A 22,264-nucleotide genomic window follows, 5' to 3' on the forward strand; every position below is an offset into this window, starting at 1 on the left:
CGGATGCTAGAGCAATGTCCATGCCCCGAACGTGCGGCTTGTACCGAGCGGCAGTGCGCGCCGGCCGGCCCGTAAAATCCGCCGGATGAGTTCAGCTCCCCTGCCCCCCGTGGTCGACGCCGGCGCAATCCTGGCGCGGGCGCGCGCCACCTTCGACATCGAGTCCGATGCCGTGCTCGGCCTCAAGTCGCGCGTGGGCCCGAGCTTCGTCGACGCCGTGCGCAAGATCCTCGACGTGCGCGGCCGCGTGGTCGTCATGGGCATGGGAAAGAGCGGCCATGTCGGCCGCAAGATCGCGGCGACCCTGGCCTCCACCGGCACGCCGGCCATGTTCGTCCACCCGGCCGAGGCCAGCCACGGCGATCTCGGCATGATCAAGCCGGTCGACCTGGTGCTGGCCATCTCCAACAGCGGCGAGGTCGACGAACTCACCGTGATTCTGCCGGTGGTCAAGCGCCAGGGCGTGCCCCTGATCGCCATGACCGGCCGCACCGACTCCACCCTCGCGCGCCATGCCGACATCGTGATCGACGCCGGCGTTGCCAAGGAGGCCTGCCCGCTCAACCTCGCCCCCACCGCAAGCACCACGGCCCAGATGGCCATGGGCGACGCGCTGGCGGTGGCACTGCTCGACGCGCGCGGCTTCGGCTCCGAGGACTTCGCGCGCTCGCACCCCGGCGGTGCGCTCGGCCGCAAGCTGCTCACGCATGTGAGCGACGTGATGCGCTCGGGCGACGATGTGCCGCGCGTGGCGCCGACGGCCACCGTCAGCGAGCTGATGCGCGCGATGAGCATCAACGGCTTCGGTGCCGCCGCGGTGGTCGAGCCCGACGGCCGGGCGCTGGGCATCTTCACCGACGGCGACCTGCGCCGCCTGATCGAGGCCGGCGCCGACCTGCGCACGCCCAAGGCGGCCGACATCATGCACCGCGACCCGCGCACCATCCGCGTCGATGCGCTGGCGGTGGAAGCGGCCGAACTCATGGAGCAATGCGGCATCACCCGCCTGTTCGTGATCGACGGCGCGGGGGTGATCGTCGGAGCAGTGAACACCAACGATCTGATGCGCGCGAAGGTCATCTGATGCCGATCGACTTCCAGGCCGAGACCTTGCTCGCCGCGCAGGACGTGCGCATCGCGTTCTTCGACATCGATGGCGTGCTGACCGACGGCGGCGTGTATTTCACCGAACACGGCGAAACCCTCAAGCGCTTCAGCATCCTCGATGGCTACGGCCTCAAGCTGCTGCGCCTGGCGGGCATCACGCCCGCGGTGATCACCGGGCGCGACTCCAAGCCGCTGCGCGTGCGGCTCGAAGCACTGGGCATCCAGCATGTGCGCTACGGCACCGAAGACAAGCTGCCCGCGGCGCAGGCCATGCTCGAGGAGCTCGGTTTCAGCTGGCTGCAGGCCGCGGCCATCGGCGACGACTGGCCCGACCTGCCCGTGCTGGCGCGCGTCGGTTTTGCGGCCGCACCCGCCAATGCGCATGTCGAAGTGCGCGATGCGGTCAACTACGTCACCCGCGCACGCGGCGGAGAAGGCGCGGCGCGCGAGTTCTGCGATCTGCTGCTGACCGCCTGCGGCCAGTACCTCCGCCTGCTCGATGCCGCCCGGGGTCCGAGGCAATGAAGCGTGCCTGGGACCTGCTGCGCGACGTGCTCGACCGCGCCACGATCTACCTGCCCATCATTCTCACGGCGGCCGTTGCGCTCGGCACCTACTGGCTCGTGCGCAACGCGCCCAAGCTGCTCGAACCCACGGCCAAGGCCGCACCCACGCACGAGCCCGACTATTTCATGCGCGGCTTCGTGATCAAGAACTTCCTGCCCAACGGCGACCTGCGCAGCGAACTCCACGGCAAGGAAGGCCGGCACTATCCGGACACCGATACCGTAGAGGTCGACGAGGTGCGCATGCGCTCCGTTTCGCCGCAGGGCTTCACGACCCACGCCACTGCCAATCGCGGCCTCTCGAACTCCGACGGCAGCGAGATCCAGCTCTTCGGCAACGCCATCGTCATTCGCGACCCGGTGGTGGGCGCCAACGGCAAGTCCACGCCGCGCCTGGAGTTCCGCGGCGATTTCCTGCATGCCTTCCTCGATACCGAACGCGTGACCTCGAACAAGCCGGTCACGCTCATCCGCGGCACCGACCAGTTCACCGCCGACAACCTCGACTACGACAACCTGAGCGGCGTCGCCAATCTGACCGGCCGGGTGCGCGGCGTCCTGATTCCATCGGCGGCCGGCAAGCCGCGCTGAATCCGCGCATGAGCCCATCCCCGCTCGTCTTCATCACCGGCGCATCGAGCGGCATCGGCCAGGCCCTGGCGGCCAGCTTCTACGAGGCAGGCTACCGCCTCGCGCTGGTGGCACGGCGCACCGCGGAAATCGAATCCTGGGCCGGCGAGCGCCAGCTGGACCTCGCCCGCTACCAGGTCTATGGCGCCGACGTGGCGCAAACGGACAGCATCGTGGCCGCCGGCGCTGCCTGCATCGAGCGCCAGGGCCTGCCCGACGTGGTGATTGCCAACGCCGGCATCAGCGTGGGCATCGACACGGCAGAGCGCGAGGACATCGAGGTGATGGCCCGGACCTTCGCCACCAACAACGTCGGCCTGATGGCCACCTTCCATCCTTTCGTGGCCGCGATGAGGCAGCGCGGCAGCGGCCGGCTGGTCGGCATTGCGAGCGTCGCGGCCATTCGCGGGCTGCCGGGGCACGGCGCCTATTGCGCCAGCAAGGCGGGCGTGGTCGCGTACTGCGAGAGCCTGCGCGGCGAGCTGCACAACAGCGGCGTCAAGGTCGTCACGCTCTGTCCCGGCTACATCGACACGCCGCTGACCCAGGGCAACCGCTACGGAATGCCCTTTCTCATGAAGGCCCAGGACTTTGCCGACCAGGCACTGCGCGCCATCGAGGTCGGCACCAGCTATCGCGTGATTCCCTGGCAGATGGGCGTGGTCGCCAAGCTGATGCGCATGCTGCCGAACGCGCTGCTCGACCGCGCCGTGCAGGGCCGCGCCCGCAAGAAGCGCAGCGGCGAAGGCTGATGAATTCACCCCGGGGGCGGCAGCCCCAATGAAAAAGGCTCCCTGAGGAGCCTTTTTTACTTGTGTGTACCTGGATGCAGCGTTCAGTAGCCGCTGTTGCCGCCACCACCGTAGCCGCCACCACCACCGCCGCCGGAGCGGCCACCGCCGCCACCGCCACGGGGACCGGCTCCGTAGGGGCTGCGGAAGCCGCCATCACCGCCACCACCACCACCGCCGGAACGGCCACCACCACCGCCGCCGTAGCCGCCGCCACCGCCGGAGCGGCCACCGCCGCCACCACCGTAGCCGCCACCACCACCGCCGCCGTAGCCACCGCCACCACCGCCGCCATAACCACCACCGCCGCCGCCGTAGCCGCCACCACCGCTGCGCGGGGGACGTGCTTCCATGGGACGCGCTTCGTTGACGACGACGCTGCGGCCGCCGAGCGGCTGGCCGTTCATGCCATTGATGGCTGCTTGCGCTTCCGCGTCACTGCCCATCTCGACGAAGCCAAAGCCCTTCGAACGGCCCGTGTCGCGTTCCATCATGACCTTGGCGCTGGTCACTGCGCCGAACTGTCCAAAAGCCTGTTCGAGATCACTGTCGCGCACCGAATAAGGCAGGTTGCCGACATACAGTTTGTTGCCCATCAAGGGACTCCTATAAACACATAGCAAGAAAAGCGATGGAGTCCCGAAAGCATCACTCAAACGAGAGCCGTCGAGTCGCGCGAAACTGACCGATCACCGAACTTCCTCCCCGGCAAAATGAAGAGGGAGGCTCGTGCATTATGGGTGAAATACGTGAAATGCAAGCAGTAATTTGCCGCATCCTGTAGGGCCTCCAAAAATTTAAGAGAAGCTAGCGCACGCTTACAAGCCTGACCGGTGCCTGCGGCGCAGCAGGTAGAATCCGACCCGTCATTGGGGAGTAGCCGCCTTCCATCGCGAGAAGGGCCCGCGTCAACAGACTTGTCCTGCCCCACACAGGACATGGCGCGTGCAGTGAACACACCTGGCGAGACCTTTGACCGTGCAACTTCGGGACTATGGCCGAAGGTGTTGCACGGTCAATTGCGTCCTTCGGCCCAAGGAACCCTGCTCTTTCATGGAAGCTTTTCTCGTTGCAACCGGCGTGGTTGCGCTCGCCGAAATGGGCGACAAGACCCAGCTGCTGGCTCTCTTGCTCGCGGCGCGTTTCAGGAAACCCTGGCCGATCGTGCTCGGGATCTTCGCGGCCACCATCGTCAACCACGCGCTGGCCGGCGCGGTCGGCAACTGGATCACCCACTGGCTCGGGCCCGACGTGCTGCGCTGGATCCTGGGCGGCTCGTTCATCGCCATGGCGGCGTGGATGCTGATCCCCGACAAGCTCGACGAGGACGACGCTCCCGCGGCCACCCACTACGGGGTCTTCGGCACCACGCTGGTCGCGTTCTTCCTGGCCGAAATGGGCGACAAGACCCAGATCGCGACCGTCATGCTGGCCGCCCGCTTCATGCAGGACTACGTCTGGGTGGTCGCCGGCACGACGCTCGGGATGATGCTGGCGAACGCGCCGGTGGTGTGGCTCGGCGAGAAGATCGTGCGGCGCGTGCCCATCAAGCTGGTGCACGGCATCTCGGCCGCGATCTTCCTCGTGCTCGGCATCGTGATGATCGTCGGCTGGTAGCGCGGCGGGGCGATATACTGCCGGCTGCGCCGATTTGCTTCAGCTTGCGGGCGCTTAATAAATTCAGCTAAAGACAGTCAAGTTGGCGAACAAGCAACCCGGCTCGTTTTTGGCGAGGCCGGGTTTTTTTCATTGATGTCGTCACCTCCCTTGGTCGTCACTCCGCAGTCGATGCAGTTCGAGGGCCCGCTGGCCCTGCGCAGCGGCGCATCGCTCGGCAGCTACACGCTCGCCTACGAAACCTACGGCAGCCTGAACGCCGAGCGCAGCAACGCGGTGCTGGTCTGCCATGCGCTCAATGCCTCGCACCACGTGGCCGGCACCTACGAAGGCCAGGCGCGGTCCGAGGGCTGGTGGGACAACATGGTGGGCCCGGGCAAGCCGGTCGACACCGACCGCTTCTTCGTGATCGGCGTGAACAACCTCGGTTCCTGCTTCGGCTCCACCGGCCCGATGCACGTCGATCCCGCCACCGGCCGCGTCTATGGCGCGGACTTTCCGGTGGTCACGGTCGAAGACTGGGTCGATGCGCAGGCGGCGCTGCTCGACGCGCTCGGCATCCGCACGCTCGCGGCCGTGATGGGCGGCAGCCTGGGCGGCATGCAGGCGCTGTCGTGGACGCTGCAGTATCCCGATCGCGTGCGGCATGCCGTGGTGGTGGCCAGCGCGCCCAACCTCACGGCCGAGAACATCGCCTTCAACGAAGTGGCGCGCCGCGCCATCGTCACCGATCCCGACTTCCACGGCGGCCATTTCTACGAGCACGGCGTGATCCCCAAGCGCGGCCTGCGCATCGCGCGGATGATCGGCCACATCACCTACCTGAGCGACGACGTCATGAACGCGAAGTTCGGCCGCATCCTGCGCAGCGCGGTCGAGGGCGAGGCGGCGGGGCTCGACTACCGCTACTCCACGCAGGATGTCGAGTTCCAGATCGAGAGCTACCTGCGCTACCAGGGCGACAAGTTCAGCGAATACTTCGATGCCAACACCTACCTGCTGATCACGCGCGCGCTCGACTACTTCGACCCCGCGCGTTCGCATGGCGGCAACCTCAGCGCGGCATTCGCGGGCGCCACGGCCAAGTTCCTGCTCGTGAGCTTCAAGACCGACTGGCGCTTTTCGCCCGCCCGCAGCCGCGAGCTGGTGAAGGCGCTGCTCGACAACCGCCGCAACGTGAGCTACGCCGAGATCGATGCGCCGCACGGGCACGACGCCTTCCTGCTCGACGACGTGCGCTACATGGGCGTGGTGCGTTCCTATTTCGAACGCGTGGCGCACGAAGTGCTGGCCGAAGGGAGCGCATCGTGAGCGATATAGCGACCCAGCGGCTCATTGCCAACCTTGTGCCCGAAGGCGCACGCGTGCTCGACCTCGGCTGCGGCGACGGCGCCCTGCTCGACCTGCTGCAGCGCGAGCGCGGCTGCACCGGCTACGGCGTGGAAATTGCCGACGGCAACGTGCTGCAGTGCATCCGCCGCGGCGTCGACGTGATCCAGCTGAACCTCGACGAAGGCCTCGCGATGTTCGACGACGCCTCGTTCGACGTGGTGCTGCAGATCGACACGCTGCAGCATCTGCGAAACGCCGAGATCATGCTGCGCGAAACCGCGCGCGTGGGCCGCATCGGCATCGTGGCCTTTCCCAACTTCGCGCACTGGCCCAACCGCATCAGCATTGCGCGCGGCCGCATGCCGGTGACGCGCCGCCTGCCCTACCAGTGGTACGACACGCCCAACATCCGGGTCGGCACCTTCAAGGATTTCGAGGTGCTGGCGCAGAAGAACAGCCTGCGCGTGCTCGATGCCTTCGGCGTGCAGGAAGGCCGCAGCGTGCGCTGGCTGCCCAATGCGCGCGCGGGCACGGCCGTGTTCAAGTTCGAGCGGGAGCGCTGAGCGATTCCGCGCCCCGACTGAAAACGGCAGGCCATGAGCTTCACGCTCGCGCAACCGGCGCACAGCGAACTGCTGATCAAGAAAAGCCGCTTCATCGGCTGCGTGCAGCCGGTGGCGGACCGGGCTGCGGCACTGGCGGTGGTGGCCTCGCTGCGCAGCGAGCATCCCGCCGCCGCGCATGTCTGCTGGGCGCTGATGGCGGGCGGCCAGTCGGCCGCCAACGACGACGGCGAGCCGGGCGGCACGGCGGGGCGTCCCATGCTCGAGGTGTTGCGGCACCAGCAGCTCGAAGGCGTGCTTGCCACGGTGGTCCGGTACTTCGGCGGCATCAAGCTCGGCGCGGGCGGACTCGTGCGGGCTTACACCGATGCGGTTGCGCAGGCCTGCCTCGGTGCCACGCTGGTGCCGCTGGTGCGCCAGCGGCTGCTGCAATGCGCCGTGCCCTATGCGCTCGAAGGGCTGGTACGGCGCGAGATCGCCGCCGTGGCCGGTGCCTCGCTGGTGGACGTGCGGCATGGCGACGCGGTGGACTTCACCTTCACGCTGCCCGAGCCCGAGGCCCAAGCCTTCATCGCCCGGCTCGACGATGCTGCGCAAGGGCGCGCCGTCTGGCCGCAGGCGTGAGCCGCCGCGCGGGTGCGGCCACGGCCGAGGCCGGCGCCATCGCCAGCACGCCGCGCGACGCGAGCGCCACGGGCACTGGCGTGTCGTCGTCGGGACCGCGCCGCGCCATCTCGGCCGTCACGATGCCGGTCGGCACTGCGAGCACGCCCCAGCCGAGCAGCATCATCACCGAGGCAATCGCGCGGCCGAGGTCCGTCTTGGGCACGAGATCGCCGAAGCCCACCGTGGCCATGGTCGAGATGGCCCAGTAGATCGCCACCGGAATGCTCGTGAAGCCGTGCTGCGGGCCTTCCACCACGTACATCAGCGTGCCCATCACCAGCACCACCAGCATCACGAAGCCCACGAACACCGTGATCTTGCGCCGGCTCGCGGCCACGGCCGAGACCAGCGCGCGGTATTCCACCGAGTAGCGCGAGAGCTTGAAGATGCGGAACACGCGCAAAAGCCGCAGGACGCGCACGTCGATCAGGTAGGCGAGCTCGGGCGCGAGCGCCACCAGGAAGGTCGGCAGCAGCGCGAGCAGGTCGATCACGCCATAGAAGCTCAGCGCATAGCGCAGCGGCTTGTTGACGCAGGCGAGCCGTGCGATGTACTCGAGCGTGAACAGGATGGTGAACATCCATTCGAGCACGTTGAACACGGGCCGCCACTGTTCGCGGATCGACTGCACGCTGTCGAGGATCACCACCAGCACGCTGGCCACGATCACGGCGATCAAGGCCAGGTCGAACAGCAGGCCCGCACGCGTGTCGGCCTCGAAGATCACCGTGAAGAGCTGGCGCCGCCAGCCGCTGGCAGGCTTGTCGAAGCGCGAATCGATGGTCGAGGAGATCGCGAGGCTCCGGGCGGCAGGTGCGGTGTTCGATCGGGTCATCTTGCGGGGCCGGGGTCACTGGAGAGGGTCATTGTCGGGGGCCCCGGGGGACTTATTCAGTTACGTTTCTTGCGCAATGAAGTGCCGCAGGCCGCGAGCGGGTTCTTACGATAGTCGTTTTGTTGAGGAGCTCCCCATTGGCCACACAGTCCCCCTTTTTCGGCAAGCGTGATCGTGATACCGACTCGTTGACCTCTCGCCCCGCGCCGTTGGTGGGCTCGGGCACCAATCTCTCGGGCTCGCCCGTCAATCCTTCGTCGCTGACCGCACAGCAAGGCGGCCTCTCCGCAGCGGCCGCACCCGCTGCCAAGGAAGGCGGCAGCAAGCTCACCGTCGGCCCCAACATCAAGCTCAAGGGCGTCGAGATCACCGATTGCGACACGCTCGTGGTCGAAGGCCTGGTCGAAGCGACCATGGACTCGCGCCTGATGCAGATCGCCGAACAGGGCGAGTTCAAGGGCTCGGCCGAGATCGACATCGCCGAGATCCGCGGCGTGTTCGACGGCAACCTCACGGTGCGCGAAAAGCTCGTGATCCACTCGACCGGCAAGGTCACCGGCAAGATCCGCTACGGCAAGATCGTGATCGAGGAAGGCGGCCAGCTGTCCGGCGAAATCAGCTTCGGCGCCAAGCCGTCGCTGCAAGCCGCAGCCTGACCGATCAGGCCTTTTCGGCCCAGGCCGCCTCTTCGGGCGGCTTCCAACCCAGGCGCTCCAGCAAGGCACCGGCCGCGGCCGGTGCTTTCTCTTTGGCGCCGTTGATGAAGTAGACGAACACGTCGCGCTTCTTGGGTGCTTCGGCCCAACGCTGCGCGCGCTCGGCCCAGGCGTCGAGCGCCTTTGGCGCATAGCCGGTCTTGAGCTTGGCGTCGGCCATCATGAGCCGCGCATAGGCGAAGTCGCCTTCGGGCTCCTCGAACGAAGGAAACTTGTCGGCGTCGGTGAACACGGTCGAAACCTTGTGCTTCTTCGCGAGCGCCTGGTAGGCGGGCGTGATGAAGCTCGGGTGGCGCACATCCATCACGTGGCGCAGCGCGCGGCTGCCTTCCTTCTTGGGCAGCAGCTCGAGAAACGCCTCGAAATCTTCCGCATCGAAGGGCTTCGTGGGCATGAACTGCCAGACGATCGGGCCGAGCTTGTCGCCGAGCTCGCTCACGCCGCTGTCGATGAAGCGCTTGATCGAATCTCCCGCGCTGGCCAGCACCTTGCGATTGGTGGCAAAGCGCGAGGCCTTCATCGAGAACATGAAGTCTTCCGGCACCTCGTCGTGCCATTTGCGGAAGGTCTCGGGCTTGAAGGTGCTGTAGTAGGTGCCGTTGATCTCGATGGCGCTCACCTGGCGGCTCGCATAGCGCAGTTCCTTCGCCTGCGCGAGCCCCTTGGGATAGAAGTTGTCACGCCAGGGCTCGTAGGTCCAGCCGCCGATGCCCACCTTGATCCGAGTCGATGCTGCCTTGCTCACATTGCGCTCCGGGTTGAGATCGCCGCACTCTACGCGTGGTCGCCCAAGGGCGCAAAATGCGATTTTTTCCTTACCCGCGGAGAACCCGATGAACGCCCCCCTGCACCGCGAAATGCCCGCCGGCCTGCTCGATGCCGAGCGTGCCCTGTCCGACGTCAGCGCCCAGTGGGACGGCGACATCGTCAAACAGCTCACCGACTACATCGCCATTCCCGCCAAGTCGCCCGGCTTCGACAAGGACTGGTCGGCCCACGGGTATCTGGAGACGGTGCTGCGCAATGCGGCGGCGTGGGTCGAGGCACAGAAGGTCGAGGGCCTGAAGCTCGAGATCGTGCGCCTGGAAGGCCGCACGCCGGTGCTGTTCTTCGAAGTGGCCGCCAGCGGCACCGACATGGACGAGACCGTGCTGATGTACGGCCACCTCGACAAGCAACCCGAATTCACCGGCTGGCGCAACGACCTCGGCCCCTGGACGCCCAAGTACGAGAACGGCCTGCTCTACGGCCGCGGCGGCGCTGACGACGGCTATGCGGTCTACGCCAGCATTGCCGCGCTGCAGGCACTCAAGAACCAGGGCGCGGCGCATCCGCGCATCGTCGGGCTGATCGAGACCTGCGAGGAAAGCGGCTCCTACGACCTGCTGCCGTATGTCGACGCACTGCGTCCGCGGCTGGGCAACGTCGAACTGGTGATCTGCCTCGACTCCGGCGCTGGCAACTACGACCAGCTGTGGCTCACCACCTCGCTGCGCGGTATGGCCAGCGGCACGCTCAAGGTCGAGGTGCTGACTGAAGGCATCCACTCGGGCGACGCCTCGGGCCTTGTGCCCTCGAGCTTCCGCATCATGCGGCAGGTGCTCGACCGCCTCGAGGACAGCGCCACCGGCCGCCTGCTGCCCGCGAGCTTCCACTGCGAAGTGCCGGCCGACCGCCTGGCGCAGGCCAGGGCAACCGCGGCGATCCTGGGCGACGAGGTCTACAAGCGCTTTCCGTGGGCGCACTACGACTGCGGCGGCTCGACCATGTTCGCGCTGCCGACCACCACCGACCCGGTCGAAGCGCTGCTCAACCGCACCTGGAAGCCCACGCTGTCGGTGACCGGCGCCGAAGGCTTCCCGGCGTTGAAGGACGCGGGCAATGTGCTGCGCCCCTACACCGCCTTCAAGCTTTCGCTGCGCCTGCCGCCGCTGGTCGATGCGGCCGAGTCGGTGCAGCAGCTGAAGACCTTGCTCGAGGACAACGCACCCTACCAGGCGCGCGTGACCTTCGAAAGCGGCGGCGGCGCCACCGGCTGGAATGCGCCGACGATCACGCCGTGGTTCGAGGATGCGCTCAACAAGGCCTCGCAGGCGCATTTCGGCGCGTCCTGCGGCTACATTGGCCAGGGCGGCACGATCCCGCTGATGAACATGCTGAGCGCCGGCTTCCCGAAGGCGCAGATGATGGTCTGCGGCGTGCTGGGTCCGAAGAGCAATGCCCACGGCCCCAATGAATTCCTGCACGTGCCCTACGCCAAGAAGCTGACGGCCGCGGTGGCCGAGGTGATTGCGGCCTTGCCGGCGGCGCACCGCGCCGCGGCTGCGGAGCCGGCGGCCGCTTGAACCCGGCGGCACCGCCGCTGCCTTTGCCGCAGCGGGTTTCGCTGCCCACGCCGGACGGCGAAACGCTGCTGCTGCGCCGCCTTCCGGCGGCCGGCGCATCGCGCGGCGTCGTCGTGCTGGTGCATGGGCTCGGCGAGCATGCCGGGCGCTATCACCAACTGGCGGCGCGACTGCACGCATGGGGCTTCGCGGTGTGGGCCCATGACCATCACGGCCATGGCGGATCGTCCGGCGCGCGCGGCGCACTGCCCGGCGAGCTGCGGCTGGTCGAGGACCTCGCGCTGGTCATCGACGATGCGCGGCGCGAGAACCCCGGCTTGCCGCTGGTGCTGCTCGGCCACAGCCTGGGCGGGCTGGTTGCTGCCAGCCTGGTAGCGCGCGGTGTGCGTCCGGTCGATGGGCTGGTGCTGTCTTCGCCGGGGCTCGACCCGGGCCTCAACGGATTCCAGAAGGCGCTGCTCGCGGTGCTGCCGCGCATTGCGCCGGGGCTGCGCGTCGGCAACGGGCTCGACGACAATTTTCTCTCGCACGACCGGGCGGTGGTGCAGGCCTATCGCAACGATCCGCTTACGCATGACCGCATTGGCGGCCGGCTCGCGCGCTTTCTTGCGTACGAAGGGGCGGTAGTGCAGCAGGCGGCGGCGCACTGGCCGGTGCCCACCTTGCTCATGTATGCGGGCGACGATCGCCTGGTGGTGCCGGCCGCCAGCCGTGCCTTCGCGGCCGCCGCCGCGCCCGCCGGCATGGTCGAAGCGCGGTGCTTCGAATCGCTGTACCACGAGATATTCAACGAGTTCGATGCCGAACCCGTGTTCGCCGCGCTGCAGCGCTGGCTCGGCAAGCGCTTTCCGCCGGACTGAGGAAGGAAGAAGCGCTTCAGGTGCGCGCGGCCGCCGCCTCGCGCCGGCGCGTCTGCGCAAGCCACAGCAGCGCCGCGCCCGTGAGCGCCACCGGCACCAGCGAGCCGTAGTTCAGCAGCTGCCAACCCTGTGTCGTGACCAGCACGCCCGAGGCGAACGAGGTCAGCGCGAGCGTCGCGAACACGCAGAAATTGAGCGCGCCCTGCGCCCGGTCGCGCTCTTCCGCGGTGTAGGCCGTGAGCGAGAGCGTGGTGCTGCCCGTGAACAGGAAATTCCACCCCACGCCCAGCAGGCACAGAGCCACGAGGAAGTGCTGCAGCTCCACGCCCGACAGCGCAACGGCGATGCAGCCGAAGTTGAGCGCGAGCCCCACGCCCATCACCGGCAGCGCGCCGAAGCGGCGAATCAGGTGGCCGGTGAAGAAGCCCGGCGCGAACATGCCGATCACATGCCATTCGAGCACCAGTGCGGCATCGGAAAAAGGCAGGCTGCAGATCTGCATGGCAATGGGCGTGGCGGCCATCAGCAGGTTCATCACGCCAAAGCCCAGCGCGCCGGCCGCTGCCGCCACGATGAACACCGGCTGACGCATGATCTGCGACAGCGGCCGCCCGCCCAGCGCCTCCTGGCGCGTGAGCGTGGCGGGAAACTCGATGAAGCGCATGACCGCCATCGACAGCAGCGCCACCGCCGCCAGCGCGATGTAGGCGCCCGCGAAAGGCACCGCGAACGCCTCGCGCGTGGCGGCCGCGAGGTTGGGGCCCGCCACGGCGCCGATCAACCCGCCGGCCATCACCAGCGACACCGCCTTCTCGCGCCAGGCCGGGGCCGCGAGTTCGGCGGCCGCGAAGCGATAGAGGTTTGCGTTGGCGTTGTAGTAGCCCGCCACCACCGTGGCAAGGCACAGGAGCCAGAAGTTCTTCGAGATGGCCGCGAATGCGCACAGCAAGGCCGAGCCCAGCCCCACCGCCAGCCCGATCTGGAACGATCCGCGCCGCCCGAAGCGCTGCTGCGTGCGCGCCACCAGCCCGGTTGTGAGCGCACCGCCCACCACATAGCCCATGACCGGCAGCGTGGCCATCCATCCGCGCGGCGCGATGCTCAGGCCCACCAGCCCGTTGATGGCAATGAAGGTGACGTTGTTGGTCAGGAACAGGCCCTGGCAGATGGCGAGCAGCCAGAGGTTGCGGTTCATGGAGAAATGGCGGCGAAGGCGCGATGCGGCATGGAAGGCTGCGGTTCTACGCGAATCGCCGCGGATGCGCCAGCCGAGATGCGGCAGGCCAAAAAAAACGCCCTCGCGGGCGCCAGAATTTCCGATGAGCAAACAGTTCGCTCAAGGCTGCCTGTTCTGCAGCAGGCCGCCGAGCGCACCCAGCAGGTCGTTCGGGTTGTCCAGGCCCTGCTCCGGCACCTTGCCCTGCGGCGTGAGCTGGTCGATCAGGGCCGGCAGCATGGTGGCCAGCATGGGCAGCAGCGTTTGCGCGTTGATGCCGAGCTTGGAAGCGATGCTGGCGATGGTGTCGCTGCCCAGCGCGTTCTCCAGCTGGCCGCCGGACACGGGCTGATTTTCGCCCTTGCCGATCCAGGAGCCGATCACGTCGCCCATGCCGGCCTGCTCGAATTTCGAGACCAGCCCTCCCAGGCCACCCGCGCCGCCGTTGTTGGCCAGCAGGCCGCCCAGCGCGCCAGCGAGGCCTCCCAGGTCTCCCAGCCCGCCGATGCCGCCGCCTTGCGGCTGCTGCTGTTGAGCGGCGCCCCCGAGAACCTGGCCGAGTACCGAATCGAGCATTCCCATGGACGTTTCCTTGGTGTGTGACAGAACCGCTGGCATTTTCCCAGCGCGAAGGGCCTGCGGGCGAACAAGCTTGTTTACTTTTCAGTCCGCAGCGTGACAAATTACCTGGGACGCGGAGCGCGTTTCGGCAGCAATGCGGGGCTTACCCCTTGCACGCCGACCAGACCCAGCACTGTCACGAGCGAATTCTGCGCGCCTTTCCATGCATCTGTCACGTCGATCGATTCGCTCAGGGCATGGAAACCGGTCGACTTTCCGCCGCCGCCGATGATGATCGCCGGAATGCCGTACGACATCGGCACGTTGGCGTCGGTGCTGCCGCCGCGCAGCAGCGTCTTGTGGCCGAAGGCGGTGTTCGAGCGGACGGCCGCTTCCACGATCACCGAATCGGAGGGCGTGCGCCCGCCCGGCCGGTCGCCGATCAGCTTGTTGCTGGCGCTCAGCGTTGCCACGTTCCAGCGCTTGTTCTCCTCGGCCACCGCTTCGTCGATGGCCGCGAGGATCTTCTTCTCCGTCTCCAGCAGCGATGCCATGTCGTCCGAGCGGATGTCGATGGCCATGCGGGCATCGGGCGCAATGGTGTTCACCGAGGTGCCGCCGCCCACGGTGCCGACGGTGAAGGTGGTCTTGGGAAAGCTGGGCGTGCGGACCTCGGCGATCTTGGCAATGGCGCGGCCCATGCCGTGGATCGCGCTGGGCACCTGGCCAAAGGCGGCAAAGCTGTGGCCGCCCGGGCCCTTGAACGTGACTTCGTAGCGGTGGCTCGCCGTGCCGAGCACCAGCACATTGCCGTCCGGCGAAGGCTCCAGCCCCACCATGCCGTCGATGTCGAGATGGTCGCGGAAGATGGCCTTCATGCCGCGCAGGTTCCCGAGCTCTTCCTCGCCGACATTGGCGACGAAGAGCAGGTCGCCGACGGTCTGGATCTTGTTGTCGTTGAGCACCTTGAGCCACGACAGCAGCACCGACAGGCCGCGCGTGTCGTCCGCGATGCCGGGCGCGTGGAGCTTGCCGTCGCGCTCCTTCACCTTCACATCGGTGCCGGCGGGGAACACGGTGTCCAGATGGGCGGAGACCAGCAGCTTGGGGCCGTTTCCGCTGCCCTTGCGCAATCCGATCACATTGCCCTCGACATCGATCTTCGCGTCGGCGAGCCCGAGCGCCTTCATGCGCGCAAGAAAGGCTTCGGCGCGCCTGCTTTCCTTGAACGGCGGCGCTTCGATCTCGGTCAGCATCTTCAGGTCTTCGACCGAACGCTCATGGTCGGCCTTGACCGCGTCGAGCAGCTTCTGGATCGCGGGCGCCGCCATCAGCTGCGTGAAGGTCTTGTCCACCTCGGGAGCGACCTGTGCCGGCGTGGGCGCCACGGCGGTGTTCTGGGCCTGTGCGCCGTGGACGGCGCAGAGCATGGCCAGCACAAGGGGAGCGAGCCGGAGGGCGCGGGGCGAACGAGGCATGGCGTGAAGTTCCTTTTCTTGTGACGGGGAGTGGGTGTGGCAAGCCTTTGCGGAAAGCATTCCTCAAGGGCCGGCAAGCAATACCAGCGCGGCCAGCGCTGCGGTTTCGGCGCGCAGCACGCGCGGCCCGAGCGTGACCGGCGCAAAGCCGCATGCCAGCGCTTCTTGCTCTTCGACGCTGCTCAGGCCGCCCTCGGGGCCGCTCAGCACCAGCACGCTGCGATCGGACGGCGCCGAGGCGGTGGCATCGGCCAGGCGCCGCGTGCCTTCGGCAAGGCTCAGGACAAGGCGCAGCGGGGCCTCGCCCGCATTCGCGTCGATCCAGGCCATGGGGCTCGAGAACGGTCGCACCGGATGGATCCGCGGCACGCGGTTGCGGCCGCATTGCTCGCAGGCGGCAATGGCAATCGCTTCCCAATGCGCCCTCTTCTTCTCGGCGCGCTCCCCAGTGAGCCGCAGCACGCCGTGGGCGGTGGCCAGCGGCTGGATGCTCGCGACGCCCAGTTCGGTGGCTTTTTCGACCAGCCAGTCCATGCGCTCGTTGGCCGGCATGCCGACGGCCAGGTGCACCGCGCGCATGGCTTCGCGCTCGGCCGGCGCATGGGCGCCGATCGCCACCGACACATCGCTGCGCCCCATGCGCTCGACCGTGGCCGCGTATTCGCCGCCCGAACCATCGAACAGCGTGAGCGCGTCGCCGGGCTGCATGCGCAGCACCTGCACGTGGCGCGCGGGGCCGGGAGGCAGTTCCAGCGTGGCACCTGCCGTCAAAGGCACCGGGCAGTGGAAACGGGGCATCTAGACCCTGCCGTAGGCGAAACCGGTGAGGGCCGAAGTGCCTTCGATCTCGTCGATCACGCGCAGCAGCGGCGTCAGCTCCATGTAGCGGCTGGCGGTGGAGCGGATGTAGGCGATGAAGCGCGGCGTGTCCGCCAGGTAGCGCGGCTTGCCGTCGCGCAGCGTAAGGCGGGCGAAGATGCCGGCCACCTTGAGGTGGCGCTGCAGTCCCATCCATTCGACCGACCGGTAGAACGCGCCGAAATCGGCATCGACCGGCAGCTTGGCCTTGCGGGCGGCTTCCCAGTAGCGGATGGTGATGTCGAGCACGAATTCCTCGTCCCAGCTCAGGAAGGCGTCGCGCATCAGGCTCGCGATGTCGTAGGTGATGGGGCCGTAGACCGCATCCTGGAAGTCGAGCACACCCAGATCGGCCCCATTGCGGACCATGAGGTTGCGCGGCATGAAGTCGCGGTGCACGTAAACGCTCGGCGAAGCCAGGTTGCTCTCGACGATGAGCCTGAAGCTGCGTTCCAGCCGCTCCTTGATCTGGCCCTCGACGGCGATGCCGCGGTGGCGCCCGATGTACCACTCGGGAAAAAGCGCCAGTTCGCGCTCGAGCAATGCACGGTCGTAAGGCGGCAGCACGCCCGGCCTGGAGGCGAGCTGCCAACGGATCAGCGCATCGATCGCCTGGTCGTAGAGCGGGCGGCTGGCGTCGGGCCGGGCCGGGTCGATCACGTCGAGCATGGTTTCGCGGCCGAGGTCGTCGAGCAGCAGGAAACCGTGGGTCCGGTCCCACTCGAGCACCTGCGGCGCAGTCACGCCGGCCTCGGCCATCAGGCGGGCAACCTGCACGAAGGGCTCGCTGTTCTCCTTGTCCGGCGGCGCATCCATCACGATGCGGCTGGCGGCGCTCCCCGTGGCTTCGATGCGGAAGTAGCGGCGAAAGCTCGCGTCGGCGGACGCAAGGCGCACCGTTTCGGGCAGCAGGCCGTGCGCGGGGCCGATGCCGGCCAGCCAGTTCTGGAACGCCGCGGCGCGCTCCGGATCTGCCCAGAGAATGGCGGTGGCGGAGGGTGTGGGCTCGGAGGCCGGGAGCGGGGGTGCTGTCATGGATAATCGATTCTACAAATCCGCCTGGCGCGGCAACTCCTGCGGTCCTCCCTGGTCGAACCGAGTTGCCGCCGGCTCCTGCAACCTGCCGGCCTGCCGCGCCGTCCTCCCGACGATCCTTCGTTCCTGACCGATGCCTACGATCCAAAGCCCCCACGCTTGGCACCCTGTGCACTCGCAGCCCTCTTCGGGAAGACTGCGGACCTTCTCCGGAACGATGCGGCGGGAGGCCTGATGAGGCGGCGCGTTGCCTTGCGGCGTTCCGGCCCGCCCCTGCCATTGGCCCTGTTGTCGCTGGCGCTGCTGCATGCGCACGGCGCCTCGGCCCAGCCGGCCGGGGGCCTCGATGGCCCGCTCACGCTCAAGCGCACGCCGCAGCTGACCGAAACGCTGCCGCCCGCCGAACGCAGCCAGTTGCCCAGCCTGATCACCGGCGACCGCCTGTCGGGCCGCCAGGACCTCGAAACCGTGGTCGAAGGCCATGCCACGCTGCGTCGCGGCGAAGTCGCCATCACCGCCGACCGGCTCGAGTACTACCAGCCCGACGACCGCGCCAGGGCCAAGGGCAACGTGCGCGTCAACCAGGCCGGCAATGTGTACGAAGGCCCCGAGCTCGAACTCAAGCTCGAGACCTTCGAGGGCTTCTTCAACAACGTGCGCTACTCCTTCCTTTCCACCGGCGGGCATGGCGAGGCGCAGCGCATCGATTTCGTCGACAGCAACGTGTCGGTGGCCCGCACCGCCACCTACACCACCTGCCGCCGCGAGGACTACCCGGGCTGGATGCCGGCCTGGCTGCTGTCCGCGGCCACGCTGACCACCGACACCGAGGAAAACGTCGGCGTGGCCACCGACGCGCGGCTGAGCTTCATGGGCATCAGCACGCCGCCGCTGCCGAGCGTGAGCTTTCCGCTGTCGAACGAGCGCAAGAGCGGCCTGCTGCCGCCCACGATCGGCATCGACAACACCAACGGCATCGAGATCTCGCAGCCGTACTACTGGAACATCGCGCCCAACCGCGACGCCACCTTCACGCCTACGCTGATGAGCAAGCGCGGCCTCAACCTGGGTTCGGAATTCCGCTACCTCGAGAAGGAATACAGCGGCAGCATCCGCATGGACCTGATGGGCAGCGACCGCCTGGTAGGCCAGCGCTACAACGAGTTGCGCGCCACCCAGCTGCAGCAGCTGGCCAACGGCGAAATCCAGGCGAAGGATCTGACGGCCGCCCCCGGCAGCACCAAGCGCTGGGGCATCTGGGCCAATCACCACCAGGACTTCAACGCCAAGGCGCTCGGGCTCGATTCGCTCTCGGCCAGCATCAACATCAACCGGGTGAGCGACAACGACTACTGGCGCGACTTCACGCGCACGCCCACGCTGGCACAGCGCCAGCTGTCGAACGACGCCTCGCTCAACTGGAGCAAGGGCGACTGGAACGGCGGCATCCGCGCGCTGCGCTATCAGACCCTGCAATACAGCCTGTCGCCGATCGTGCCGTCCTATGACCGGATGCCGCAGATCACGGCCAACTACAACAAGTACGACTGGCACGGCTTCGACGTTTCGCTGAACCTCGACTACACGCGTTTCCGCGTCAACACCATCCTGGCCGGCCAGCCGGGCTTCGACGTCAACCAGCAGTCGCAGCCCGACGGCGACCGCGCCCTGGCCATTGCCACCATCAGCCGGCCGTTCATTACGCCGAGCTCATTCGTCATCCCGAAGCTGCAGCTGAACACGGCTTCGTACAACTATTACCTGCCGCAGTCCGACGTTCCCAGGCTCACCGTGAACGGGACCCAGTACGTCAACGGCGTGCCTTACAACCCGAACTCGCTGTATTTCTTCCCGACCTCGAGCAACCGGACGGTGCCGACCTTCAGCCTCGACAGCGGCCTGATCTTCGAGCGCGACGCGAACTACTTCGGCCGCGCCTTCCGACAGACGCTGGAGCCGCGCGCCTACTACGTCTACACGCCGTTCCGCAACCAGAGCATGCTGCCGAACTACGATTCGGCGGCCAACGACTTCAGCTTTGCGACCATCTACACCGAGAACGCCTTCTCGGGCAACGACCGCATTTCCGACACCAACACGCTCACGCTCGGCGTCACCTCGCGCCTGATCGACCCCGACACCGGCGTCGAGGCGGCGCGCTTCGGCGTTGCGCAGCGGCTGCGCTTCAGCGACCAGAGGGTCACGCTGCCGGGCGGCACGCCGGTGACCGACCGCGCGAGCGACCTGCTGCTGGGCGCCCAGATCAACTGGACGCCCAAGTGGAGCCTGGACACGGTCGTCCAGTACAACCCCGACACGCGCAAGTCGGAGCGCTCCGCCATCACCGCGCGCTACAACCCCGGGCCGTACCGCAACCTGAGCGCGGCCTTCCGCTACCAGGCGCCCACCACCCCCCTTGCCACCGACGGCAACAAGTCCTTCGACGTGGGCTGGCAGTGGCCGCTCAACGACCTGTGGGGCGACAAGGGCAAGGACCTCGGCCCGGGCAAGGGCCAGGGCGGCGGGCGGTGGTATGCGGTCGGCCGGCTCAACTACAGCCTGCAGGACAAGAAACTCACCGACGGCGTGCTCGGCTTCGAGTACGACGGCTGCTGCTGGATCGGACGCGTGGTGCTGCAGCGCATCACGACCGGCACGGTGACGGCCAACACGCGCATCATGTTCCAGCTCGAATTCGTCGGGTTCTCCAGCATCGGCTCGAGCCCCATGCAGACCCTGCGGACCAACATCCAGCGCTACCAGCCCCTTCGCCAGCCCACCGAAGGGCCGAGCCGCTTCACCAATTACGACTGAGACGATTGAGCAACGCCATGAAACACATCCGTTCCATCCTGACCCTGGGCTGCCTCGCGGCGCTGGCCGCAACCTCGGGCGCGCAGGGCCTGCGTCCCGGTGGCGGCAGCGGCATCACCGACATCATGCGCGCCGGCCCGCGCCTGGCGCCGCCGGCGCCGCGCACCGCGCCTTCCACCGCCGCTCCGGTGCAGCGCGCGGCCGAATACATCGTCGCGCTGGTCAATTCCGAGCCCATCACCAACACCGAGGTGCAGTCGCGCGTCACGCGCTTGATGCGGGAAAATGCCGAAGCCGAGCGCGTGCCGCGCGCCGAACTCACGCGCCTCGTGCTCGAACGCCTGATCTCGGAGCGTGCACAGCTCCAGCTGGCCAAGGAAAACGGCATCAAGGTGGACGACGTTGCCATCGACCAGGCCGAGCAGACCGTGGCGCGCCAGAACCAGGTCAGCGTCGAGGAACTGCGCCGCCGCGTGGTGGCCGAGGGCCTCTCGCTGCGCGAATTCCGCAACGACCTGCGCGACCAGCTGCTGCTCACGCGCCTGCGCGACCGCGAGGTCGAGTCCAAGGTCAAGATCAGCGACTCCGAGGCCGACGAATACCTGCGCGACCAGCGCAACGCCCCCACCAAGGACGCGGCACTGCAGAACATCAACCTCGCGCACCTGCTGGTCGCCGTGCCCGAGAACGCTACCGAGGCGCAGGTCGCCACCTTGCAGCAGCGGGCCCAGGGCCTCGCGCAGCGCGCCCGCTCGGGCGAAGACTTCGCCAAGCTGGTGCAGGAAAACTCCGATTCGCCCGACCGCGCCAATGGCGGCGCCGTCGGCATGCGCAGCGCCGACCGCTATCCGTCGCTGTTCGTCGAAGCCACGCAGTCGACGCCGGTCAACGGCATTGCCGGCCCGATCCGCTCGGGTGCGGGCTTCCACGTGCTCAAGGTGCTGGCCAAGGCCCAGGTCGGCGCCACCGACGCCACCGTGACCCAGACGCAGGTGCGCCACATCCTGCTGCTCAACGACCCGAGGCGCACCACCGCGCAGGCCGTCGCGCAGCTCGCGGAATTCAAACGCCGCCTGCAGGCCGGCACCGCCGACTTCGCCGGCCTCGCGCGCGACAACTCGCAGGATGCCAGCGCCAAGGAAGGCGGCGACCTCGGCTGGTCGCGCCCGGGCCAGTTCGTGCCCGAGTTCGAGGAAGCCATGGACCGCCTGGCGCCGGGCCAGATCAGCGACCCCGTGGTGTCGCGCTTCGGCGTGCACCTGATCCAGGTGGTCGGCCGGCGCGAATCCAAGCTCACTCAGGCCGAGCAGCGCGAAGCCGCGCGGGCCGTGCTGCGCGAGCAGCGGGTCGAGGAAGCCTTCAGCACCTGGGTGCAGGAAGTGCGCGCGCGCGCCTACGTCGAATACCGCGAGGCGCCCCAGTCCTGATGGCACACATCGCCAGGAAGCGGTTCGGGCAGCACTTCCTGTCCGACGGGGGCATCATCGATGCCATCGTGCAGGAGATCGCGCCGCAGCCTGGCGATGCCATGGTCGAGATCGGTCCGGGCCTGGCGGCGCTCACCCAGCCGCTGGTCGAGCGGCTCGGACGCCTGACCGTCATCGAGCTCGACCGCGACCTGGCCAGGCGGCTGCGCGAGCATCCGCAGCTCGACGTCATCGAGTCCGACGTGCTCAAGGTCGATTTCGCCGCGCTGTCCACCAGGTTTGCGGCGCCGCTGCGGGTGGTCGGCAACCTGCCCTACAACATCTCCACGCCCATCCTGTTCCATTTGCTGGGCTTCGCCCACCTGATCGCCGACCAGCACTTCATGCTGCAGAAGGAAGTGATCGACCGCATGGTCGCGCGGCCTGCCACGTCCGACTACAGCCGCCTGAGCGTGATGCTGCAGTGGCGCTACAGGATGGAAAACGTGCTGTTCGTGCCGCCCGAGAGCTTCGATCCGCCGCCGCGCGTCGACAGCGCCGTGGTGCGGATGGTGCCGCTGGCCGAGCCCCCGGCCGTCGATGCCGCCCGCCTGGGCGAAATCGTGCAGGTTGCCTTCAGCCAGCGCCGCAAGATCATGCGGCACACGCTGGGCAAATGGCTCGACGAACACGGCTTTACAGGCGAATTCGACGTCCAGCGCCGCGCCGAAGAGGTGCCGGTGGCCGAATACGTGGCGCTCGCGCAAGCCGTTCCCCCGCGCCCATGAAAAAGCCCGCCTTGGCAAAGGCGGGCTTTCGTTCGTGAACACCGCGGAACCGGCTTCGCCGGGCCGCAGGTGTTGCCCCC

22 protein-coding genes and 1 riboswitch are annotated in these 22,264 nt (G+C 67.7%); of the genes, 14 read left to right on the forward strand and 8 right to left on the reverse strand.

Annotated features, from left to right (window positions below; translation table 11 throughout):
• Nucleotides 1-85: 85 nt before the first annotated feature.
• The 4 genes from L1081_RS20220 to L1081_RS20235 are packed head-to-tail and all read left to right on the forward strand — an operon-like array spanning nt 86 to nt 3,055.
• The gene (locus L1081_RS20220; RefSeq protein ID WP_489413780.1) at nt 86-1,084 is read left to right on the forward strand and encodes a KpsF/GutQ family sugar-phosphate isomerase; all 999 of its coding nucleotides are present in this window, start codon (nt 86-88) and stop codon (nt 1,082-1,084) included.
• Complete coding sequence (locus L1081_RS20225; protein WP_489413781.1) at nt 1,084-1,632, forward strand: HAD hydrolase family protein; 549 nt, start codon at nt 1,084-1,086, stop codon at nt 1,630-1,632. The genes L1081_RS20220 and L1081_RS20225 overlap by 1 nt, the downstream gene beginning before the upstream one ends.
• Nucleotides 1,629-2,264, forward strand: coding sequence for an LPS export ABC transporter periplasmic protein LptC (lptC, locus tag L1081_RS20230; RefSeq protein WP_489413782.1), 636 nt, complete (start codon nt 1,629-1,631; stop codon nt 2,262-2,264). The genes L1081_RS20225 and lptC overlap by 4 nt, the downstream gene beginning before the upstream one ends.
• A gap of 8 nt (nt 2,265-2,272) precedes the next feature.
• Complete coding sequence (locus L1081_RS20235; protein ID WP_489413783.1) at nt 2,273-3,055, forward strand: SDR family oxidoreductase; 783 nt, start codon at nt 2,273-2,275, stop codon at nt 3,053-3,055.
• Nucleotides 3,056-3,138: 83 nt separating this feature from the next.
• On the opposite strand, the gene rbp is transcribed toward L1081_RS20235, so the two are convergent.
• A complete protein-coding gene (rbp, locus tag L1081_RS20240; protein ID WP_489413784.1) occupies nt 3,139-3,690 on the reverse strand; it encodes an RNA-binding regulator in 552 nt (183 codons plus the stop codon).
• Nucleotides 3,691-3,953: 263 nt separating this feature from the next.
• Nucleotides 3,954-4,139, forward strand: a riboswitch (yybP-ykoY riboswitch).
• An 8-nt stretch (nt 4,140-4,147) separates the two neighbouring features.
• Here rbp and L1081_RS20245 point away from each other — a divergent pair.
• The 4 genes from L1081_RS20245 to L1081_RS20260 all read left to right on the forward strand — a co-directional run bounded on the left by L1081_RS20245 (nt 4,148) and on the right by L1081_RS20260 (nt 7,230).
• A complete protein-coding gene (locus L1081_RS20245; RefSeq protein ID WP_489413785.1) occupies nt 4,148-4,711 on the forward strand; it encodes a TMEM165/GDT1 family protein in 564 nt (187 codons plus the stop codon).
• Nucleotides 4,712-4,846: 135 nt separating this feature from the next.
• Nucleotides 4,847-6,022 carry a homoserine O-succinyltransferase MetX gene (metX, locus tag L1081_RS20250; RefSeq protein WP_489413786.1) on the forward strand — a complete coding sequence of 392 codons (1,176 nt, stop codon included), beginning with the start codon at nt 4,847-4,849 and terminating at the stop codon, nt 6,020-6,022.
• Nucleotides 6,019-6,606, forward strand: a complete 588-nt coding sequence (metW, locus tag L1081_RS20255) for a methionine biosynthesis protein MetW (protein ID WP_412512109.1) — start codon at nt 6,019-6,021, stop codon at nt 6,604-6,606. The genes metX and metW overlap by 4 nt, the downstream gene beginning before the upstream one ends.
• Before the next feature lie 33 nt (nt 6,607-6,639).
• Nucleotides 6,640-7,230, forward strand: coding sequence for a YigZ family protein (locus L1081_RS20260; protein ID WP_489413787.1), 591 nt, complete (start codon nt 6,640-6,642; stop codon nt 7,228-7,230).
• Here L1081_RS20260 and L1081_RS20265 read toward each other — a convergent pair.
• Nucleotides 7,175-8,107: an ion transporter gene (locus L1081_RS20265; protein WP_489413788.1), complete on the reverse strand. Its 933-nt coding sequence runs from the start codon at nt 8,105-8,107 to the stop codon at nt 7,175-7,177. The two genes, L1081_RS20260 and L1081_RS20265, sit on opposite strands and share 56 nt — an antisense overlap.
• Nucleotides 8,108-8,244: 137 nt before the next feature.
• Here L1081_RS20265 and L1081_RS20270 point away from each other — a divergent pair, with 137 nt between their 5' ends.
• Nucleotides 8,245-8,763 carry a bactofilin family protein gene (locus tag L1081_RS20270; RefSeq protein ID WP_021013166.1) on the forward strand — a complete coding sequence of 173 codons (519 nt, stop codon included), beginning with the start codon at nt 8,245-8,247 and terminating at the stop codon, nt 8,761-8,763.
• A 4-nt stretch (nt 8,764-8,767) separates the two neighbouring features.
• On the opposite strand, the gene L1081_RS20275 is transcribed toward L1081_RS20270, so the two are convergent.
• On the reverse strand, nt 8,768-9,568 hold the full coding sequence (locus L1081_RS20275; protein ID WP_489413789.1) for a DUF72 domain-containing protein: 801 nt from the start codon (nt 9,566-9,568) through the stop codon (nt 8,768-8,770).
• Between the two features lie 88 nt (nt 9,569-9,656).
• Between L1081_RS20275 and L1081_RS20280 the strand changes: the two genes are divergently transcribed.
• Nucleotides 9,657-11,168 (forward strand): M20/M25/M40 family metallo-hydrolase, encoded by a 1,512-nt coding sequence (locus L1081_RS20280; protein ID WP_489413790.1) that lies wholly within the window; start codon nt 9,657-9,659, stop codon nt 11,166-11,168.
• Nucleotides 11,165-12,028 carry an alpha/beta fold hydrolase gene (locus L1081_RS20285; protein WP_489413791.1) on the forward strand — a complete coding sequence of 288 codons (864 nt, stop codon included), beginning with the start codon at nt 11,165-11,167 and terminating at the stop codon, nt 12,026-12,028. Before L1081_RS20280 ends, L1081_RS20285 begins: the two co-directional genes overlap by 4 nt.
• A gap of 16 nt (nt 12,029-12,044) precedes the next feature.
• Here the strand turns inward: L1081_RS20285 and L1081_RS20290 are convergent, their stop codons facing one another.
• The 5 genes from L1081_RS20290 to L1081_RS20310 form a co-directional block, all read right to left on the reverse strand.
• Nucleotides 12,045-13,223 (reverse strand): MFS transporter, encoded by a 1,179-nt coding sequence (locus L1081_RS20290; RefSeq protein ID WP_489413792.1) that lies wholly within the window; start codon nt 13,221-13,223, stop codon nt 12,045-12,047.
• Between the two features lie 141 nt (nt 13,224-13,364).
• A complete protein-coding gene (locus tag L1081_RS20295; protein ID WP_489413793.1) occupies nt 13,365-13,826 on the reverse strand; it encodes a YidB family protein in 462 nt (153 codons plus the stop codon).
• A 101-nt stretch (nt 13,827-13,927) separates the two neighbouring features.
• Nucleotides 13,928-15,283: a M20/M25/M40 family metallo-hydrolase gene (locus L1081_RS20300; protein ID WP_489413794.1), complete on the reverse strand. Its 1,356-nt coding sequence runs from the start codon at nt 15,281-15,283 to the stop codon at nt 13,928-13,930.
• Nucleotides 15,284-15,346: 63 nt separating this feature from the next.
• Complete coding sequence (locus L1081_RS20305; RefSeq protein WP_489413795.1) at nt 15,347-16,081, reverse strand: 16S rRNA (uracil(1498)-N(3))-methyltransferase; 735 nt, start codon at nt 16,079-16,081, stop codon at nt 15,347-15,349.
• Complete coding sequence (locus L1081_RS20310; RefSeq protein ID WP_489413796.1) at nt 16,082-17,176, reverse strand: phosphotransferase; 1,095 nt, start codon at nt 17,174-17,176, stop codon at nt 16,082-16,084. It lies immediately after the preceding gene.
• 234 nt (nt 17,177-17,410) lie between these two features.
• Between L1081_RS20310 and lptD the strand changes: the two genes are divergently transcribed.
• The 3 genes from lptD to rsmA are packed head-to-tail and all read left to right on the forward strand — an operon-like array spanning nt 17,411 to nt 22,184.
• A complete protein-coding gene (gene lptD / locus L1081_RS20315) occupies nt 17,411-19,990 on the forward strand; it encodes an LPS assembly protein LptD (protein ID WP_489413797.1) in 2,580 nt (859 codons plus the stop codon).
• A 17-nt stretch (nt 19,991-20,007) separates the two neighbouring features.
• On the forward strand, nt 20,008-21,417 hold the full coding sequence (locus tag L1081_RS20320; protein ID WP_489413798.1) for a peptidylprolyl isomerase: 1,410 nt from the start codon (nt 20,008-20,010) through the stop codon (nt 21,415-21,417).
• Nucleotides 21,417-22,184, forward strand: a complete 768-nt coding sequence (rsmA, locus tag L1081_RS20325; protein ID WP_489413799.1) for a 16S rRNA (adenine(1518)-N(6)/adenine(1519)-N(6))-dimethyltransferase RsmA — start codon at nt 21,417-21,419, stop codon at nt 22,182-22,184. The genes L1081_RS20320 and rsmA overlap by 1 nt, the downstream gene beginning before the upstream one ends.
• Nucleotides 22,185-22,264: the final 80 nt, after the last annotated feature.

This window comes from Variovorax sp. MSC1_012, from assembly GCF_023667525.1.
GTDB lineage: Bacteria > Pseudomonadota > Gammaproteobacteria > Burkholderiales > Burkholderiaceae_C > Variovorax > Variovorax beijingensis_B.

Excerpts from the sequence above, each read along its gene's own strand:
- L1081_RS20220 (WP_489413780.1), top strand. The coding sequence starts at position 86 with ATGAGTTCAGCTCCCCTGCCCCCCGTGGTCGACGCCGGCGCAATCCTG.
- L1081_RS20225 (WP_489413781.1), top strand. The coding sequence starts at position 1,084 with ATGCCGATCGACTTCCAGGCCGAGACCTTGCTCGCCGCGCAGGACGTG.
- lptC (WP_489413782.1), top strand. The coding sequence starts at position 1,629 with ATGAAGCGTGCCTGGGACCTGCTGCGCGACGTGCTCGACCGCGCCACG.
- L1081_RS20235 (WP_489413783.1), top strand. The coding sequence starts at position 2,273 with ATGAGCCCATCCCCGCTCGTCTTCATCACCGGCGCATCGAGCGGCATC.
- rbp (WP_489413784.1), bottom strand. The coding sequence starts at position 3,690 with ATGGGCAACAAACTGTATGTCGGCAACCTGCCTTATTCGGTGCGCGAC.
- L1081_RS20245 (WP_489413785.1), top strand. The coding sequence starts at position 4,148 with ATGGAAGCTTTTCTCGTTGCAACCGGCGTGGTTGCGCTCGCCGAAATG.
- metX (WP_489413786.1), top strand. The coding sequence starts at position 4,847 with ATGTCGTCACCTCCCTTGGTCGTCACTCCGCAGTCGATGCAGTTCGAG.
- L1081_RS20260 (WP_489413787.1), top strand. The coding sequence starts at position 6,640 with ATGAGCTTCACGCTCGCGCAACCGGCGCACAGCGAACTGCTGATCAAG.
- L1081_RS20265 (WP_489413788.1), bottom strand. The coding sequence starts at position 8,107 with ATGACCCGATCGAACACCGCACCTGCCGCCCGGAGCCTCGCGATCTCC.
- L1081_RS20280 (WP_489413790.1), top strand. The coding sequence starts at position 9,657 with ATGAACGCCCCCCTGCACCGCGAAATGCCCGCCGGCCTGCTCGATGCC.
- L1081_RS20290 (WP_489413792.1), bottom strand. The coding sequence starts at position 13,223 with ATGAACCGCAACCTCTGGCTGCTCGCCATCTGCCAGGGCCTGTTCCTG.
- L1081_RS20295 (WP_489413793.1), bottom strand. The coding sequence starts at position 13,826 with ATGGGAATGCTCGATTCGGTACTCGGCCAGGTTCTCGGGGGCGCCGCT.
- L1081_RS20300 (WP_489413794.1), bottom strand. The coding sequence starts at position 15,283 with ATGCCTCGTTCGCCCCGCGCCCTCCGGCTCGCTCCCCTTGTGCTGGCC.
- L1081_RS20305 (WP_489413795.1), bottom strand. The coding sequence starts at position 16,081 with ATGCCCCGTTTCCACTGCCCGGTGCCTTTGACGGCAGGTGCCACGCTG.
- L1081_RS20310 (WP_489413796.1), bottom strand. The coding sequence starts at position 17,176 with ATGACAGCACCCCCGCTCCCGGCCTCCGAGCCCACACCCTCCGCCACC.
- lptD (WP_489413797.1), top strand. The coding sequence starts at position 17,411 with ATGAGGCGGCGCGTTGCCTTGCGGCGTTCCGGCCCGCCCCTGCCATTG.
- L1081_RS20320 (WP_489413798.1), top strand. The coding sequence starts at position 20,008 with ATGAAACACATCCGTTCCATCCTGACCCTGGGCTGCCTCGCGGCGCTG.
- rsmA (WP_489413799.1), top strand. The coding sequence starts at position 21,417 with ATGGCACACATCGCCAGGAAGCGGTTCGGGCAGCACTTCCTGTCCGAC.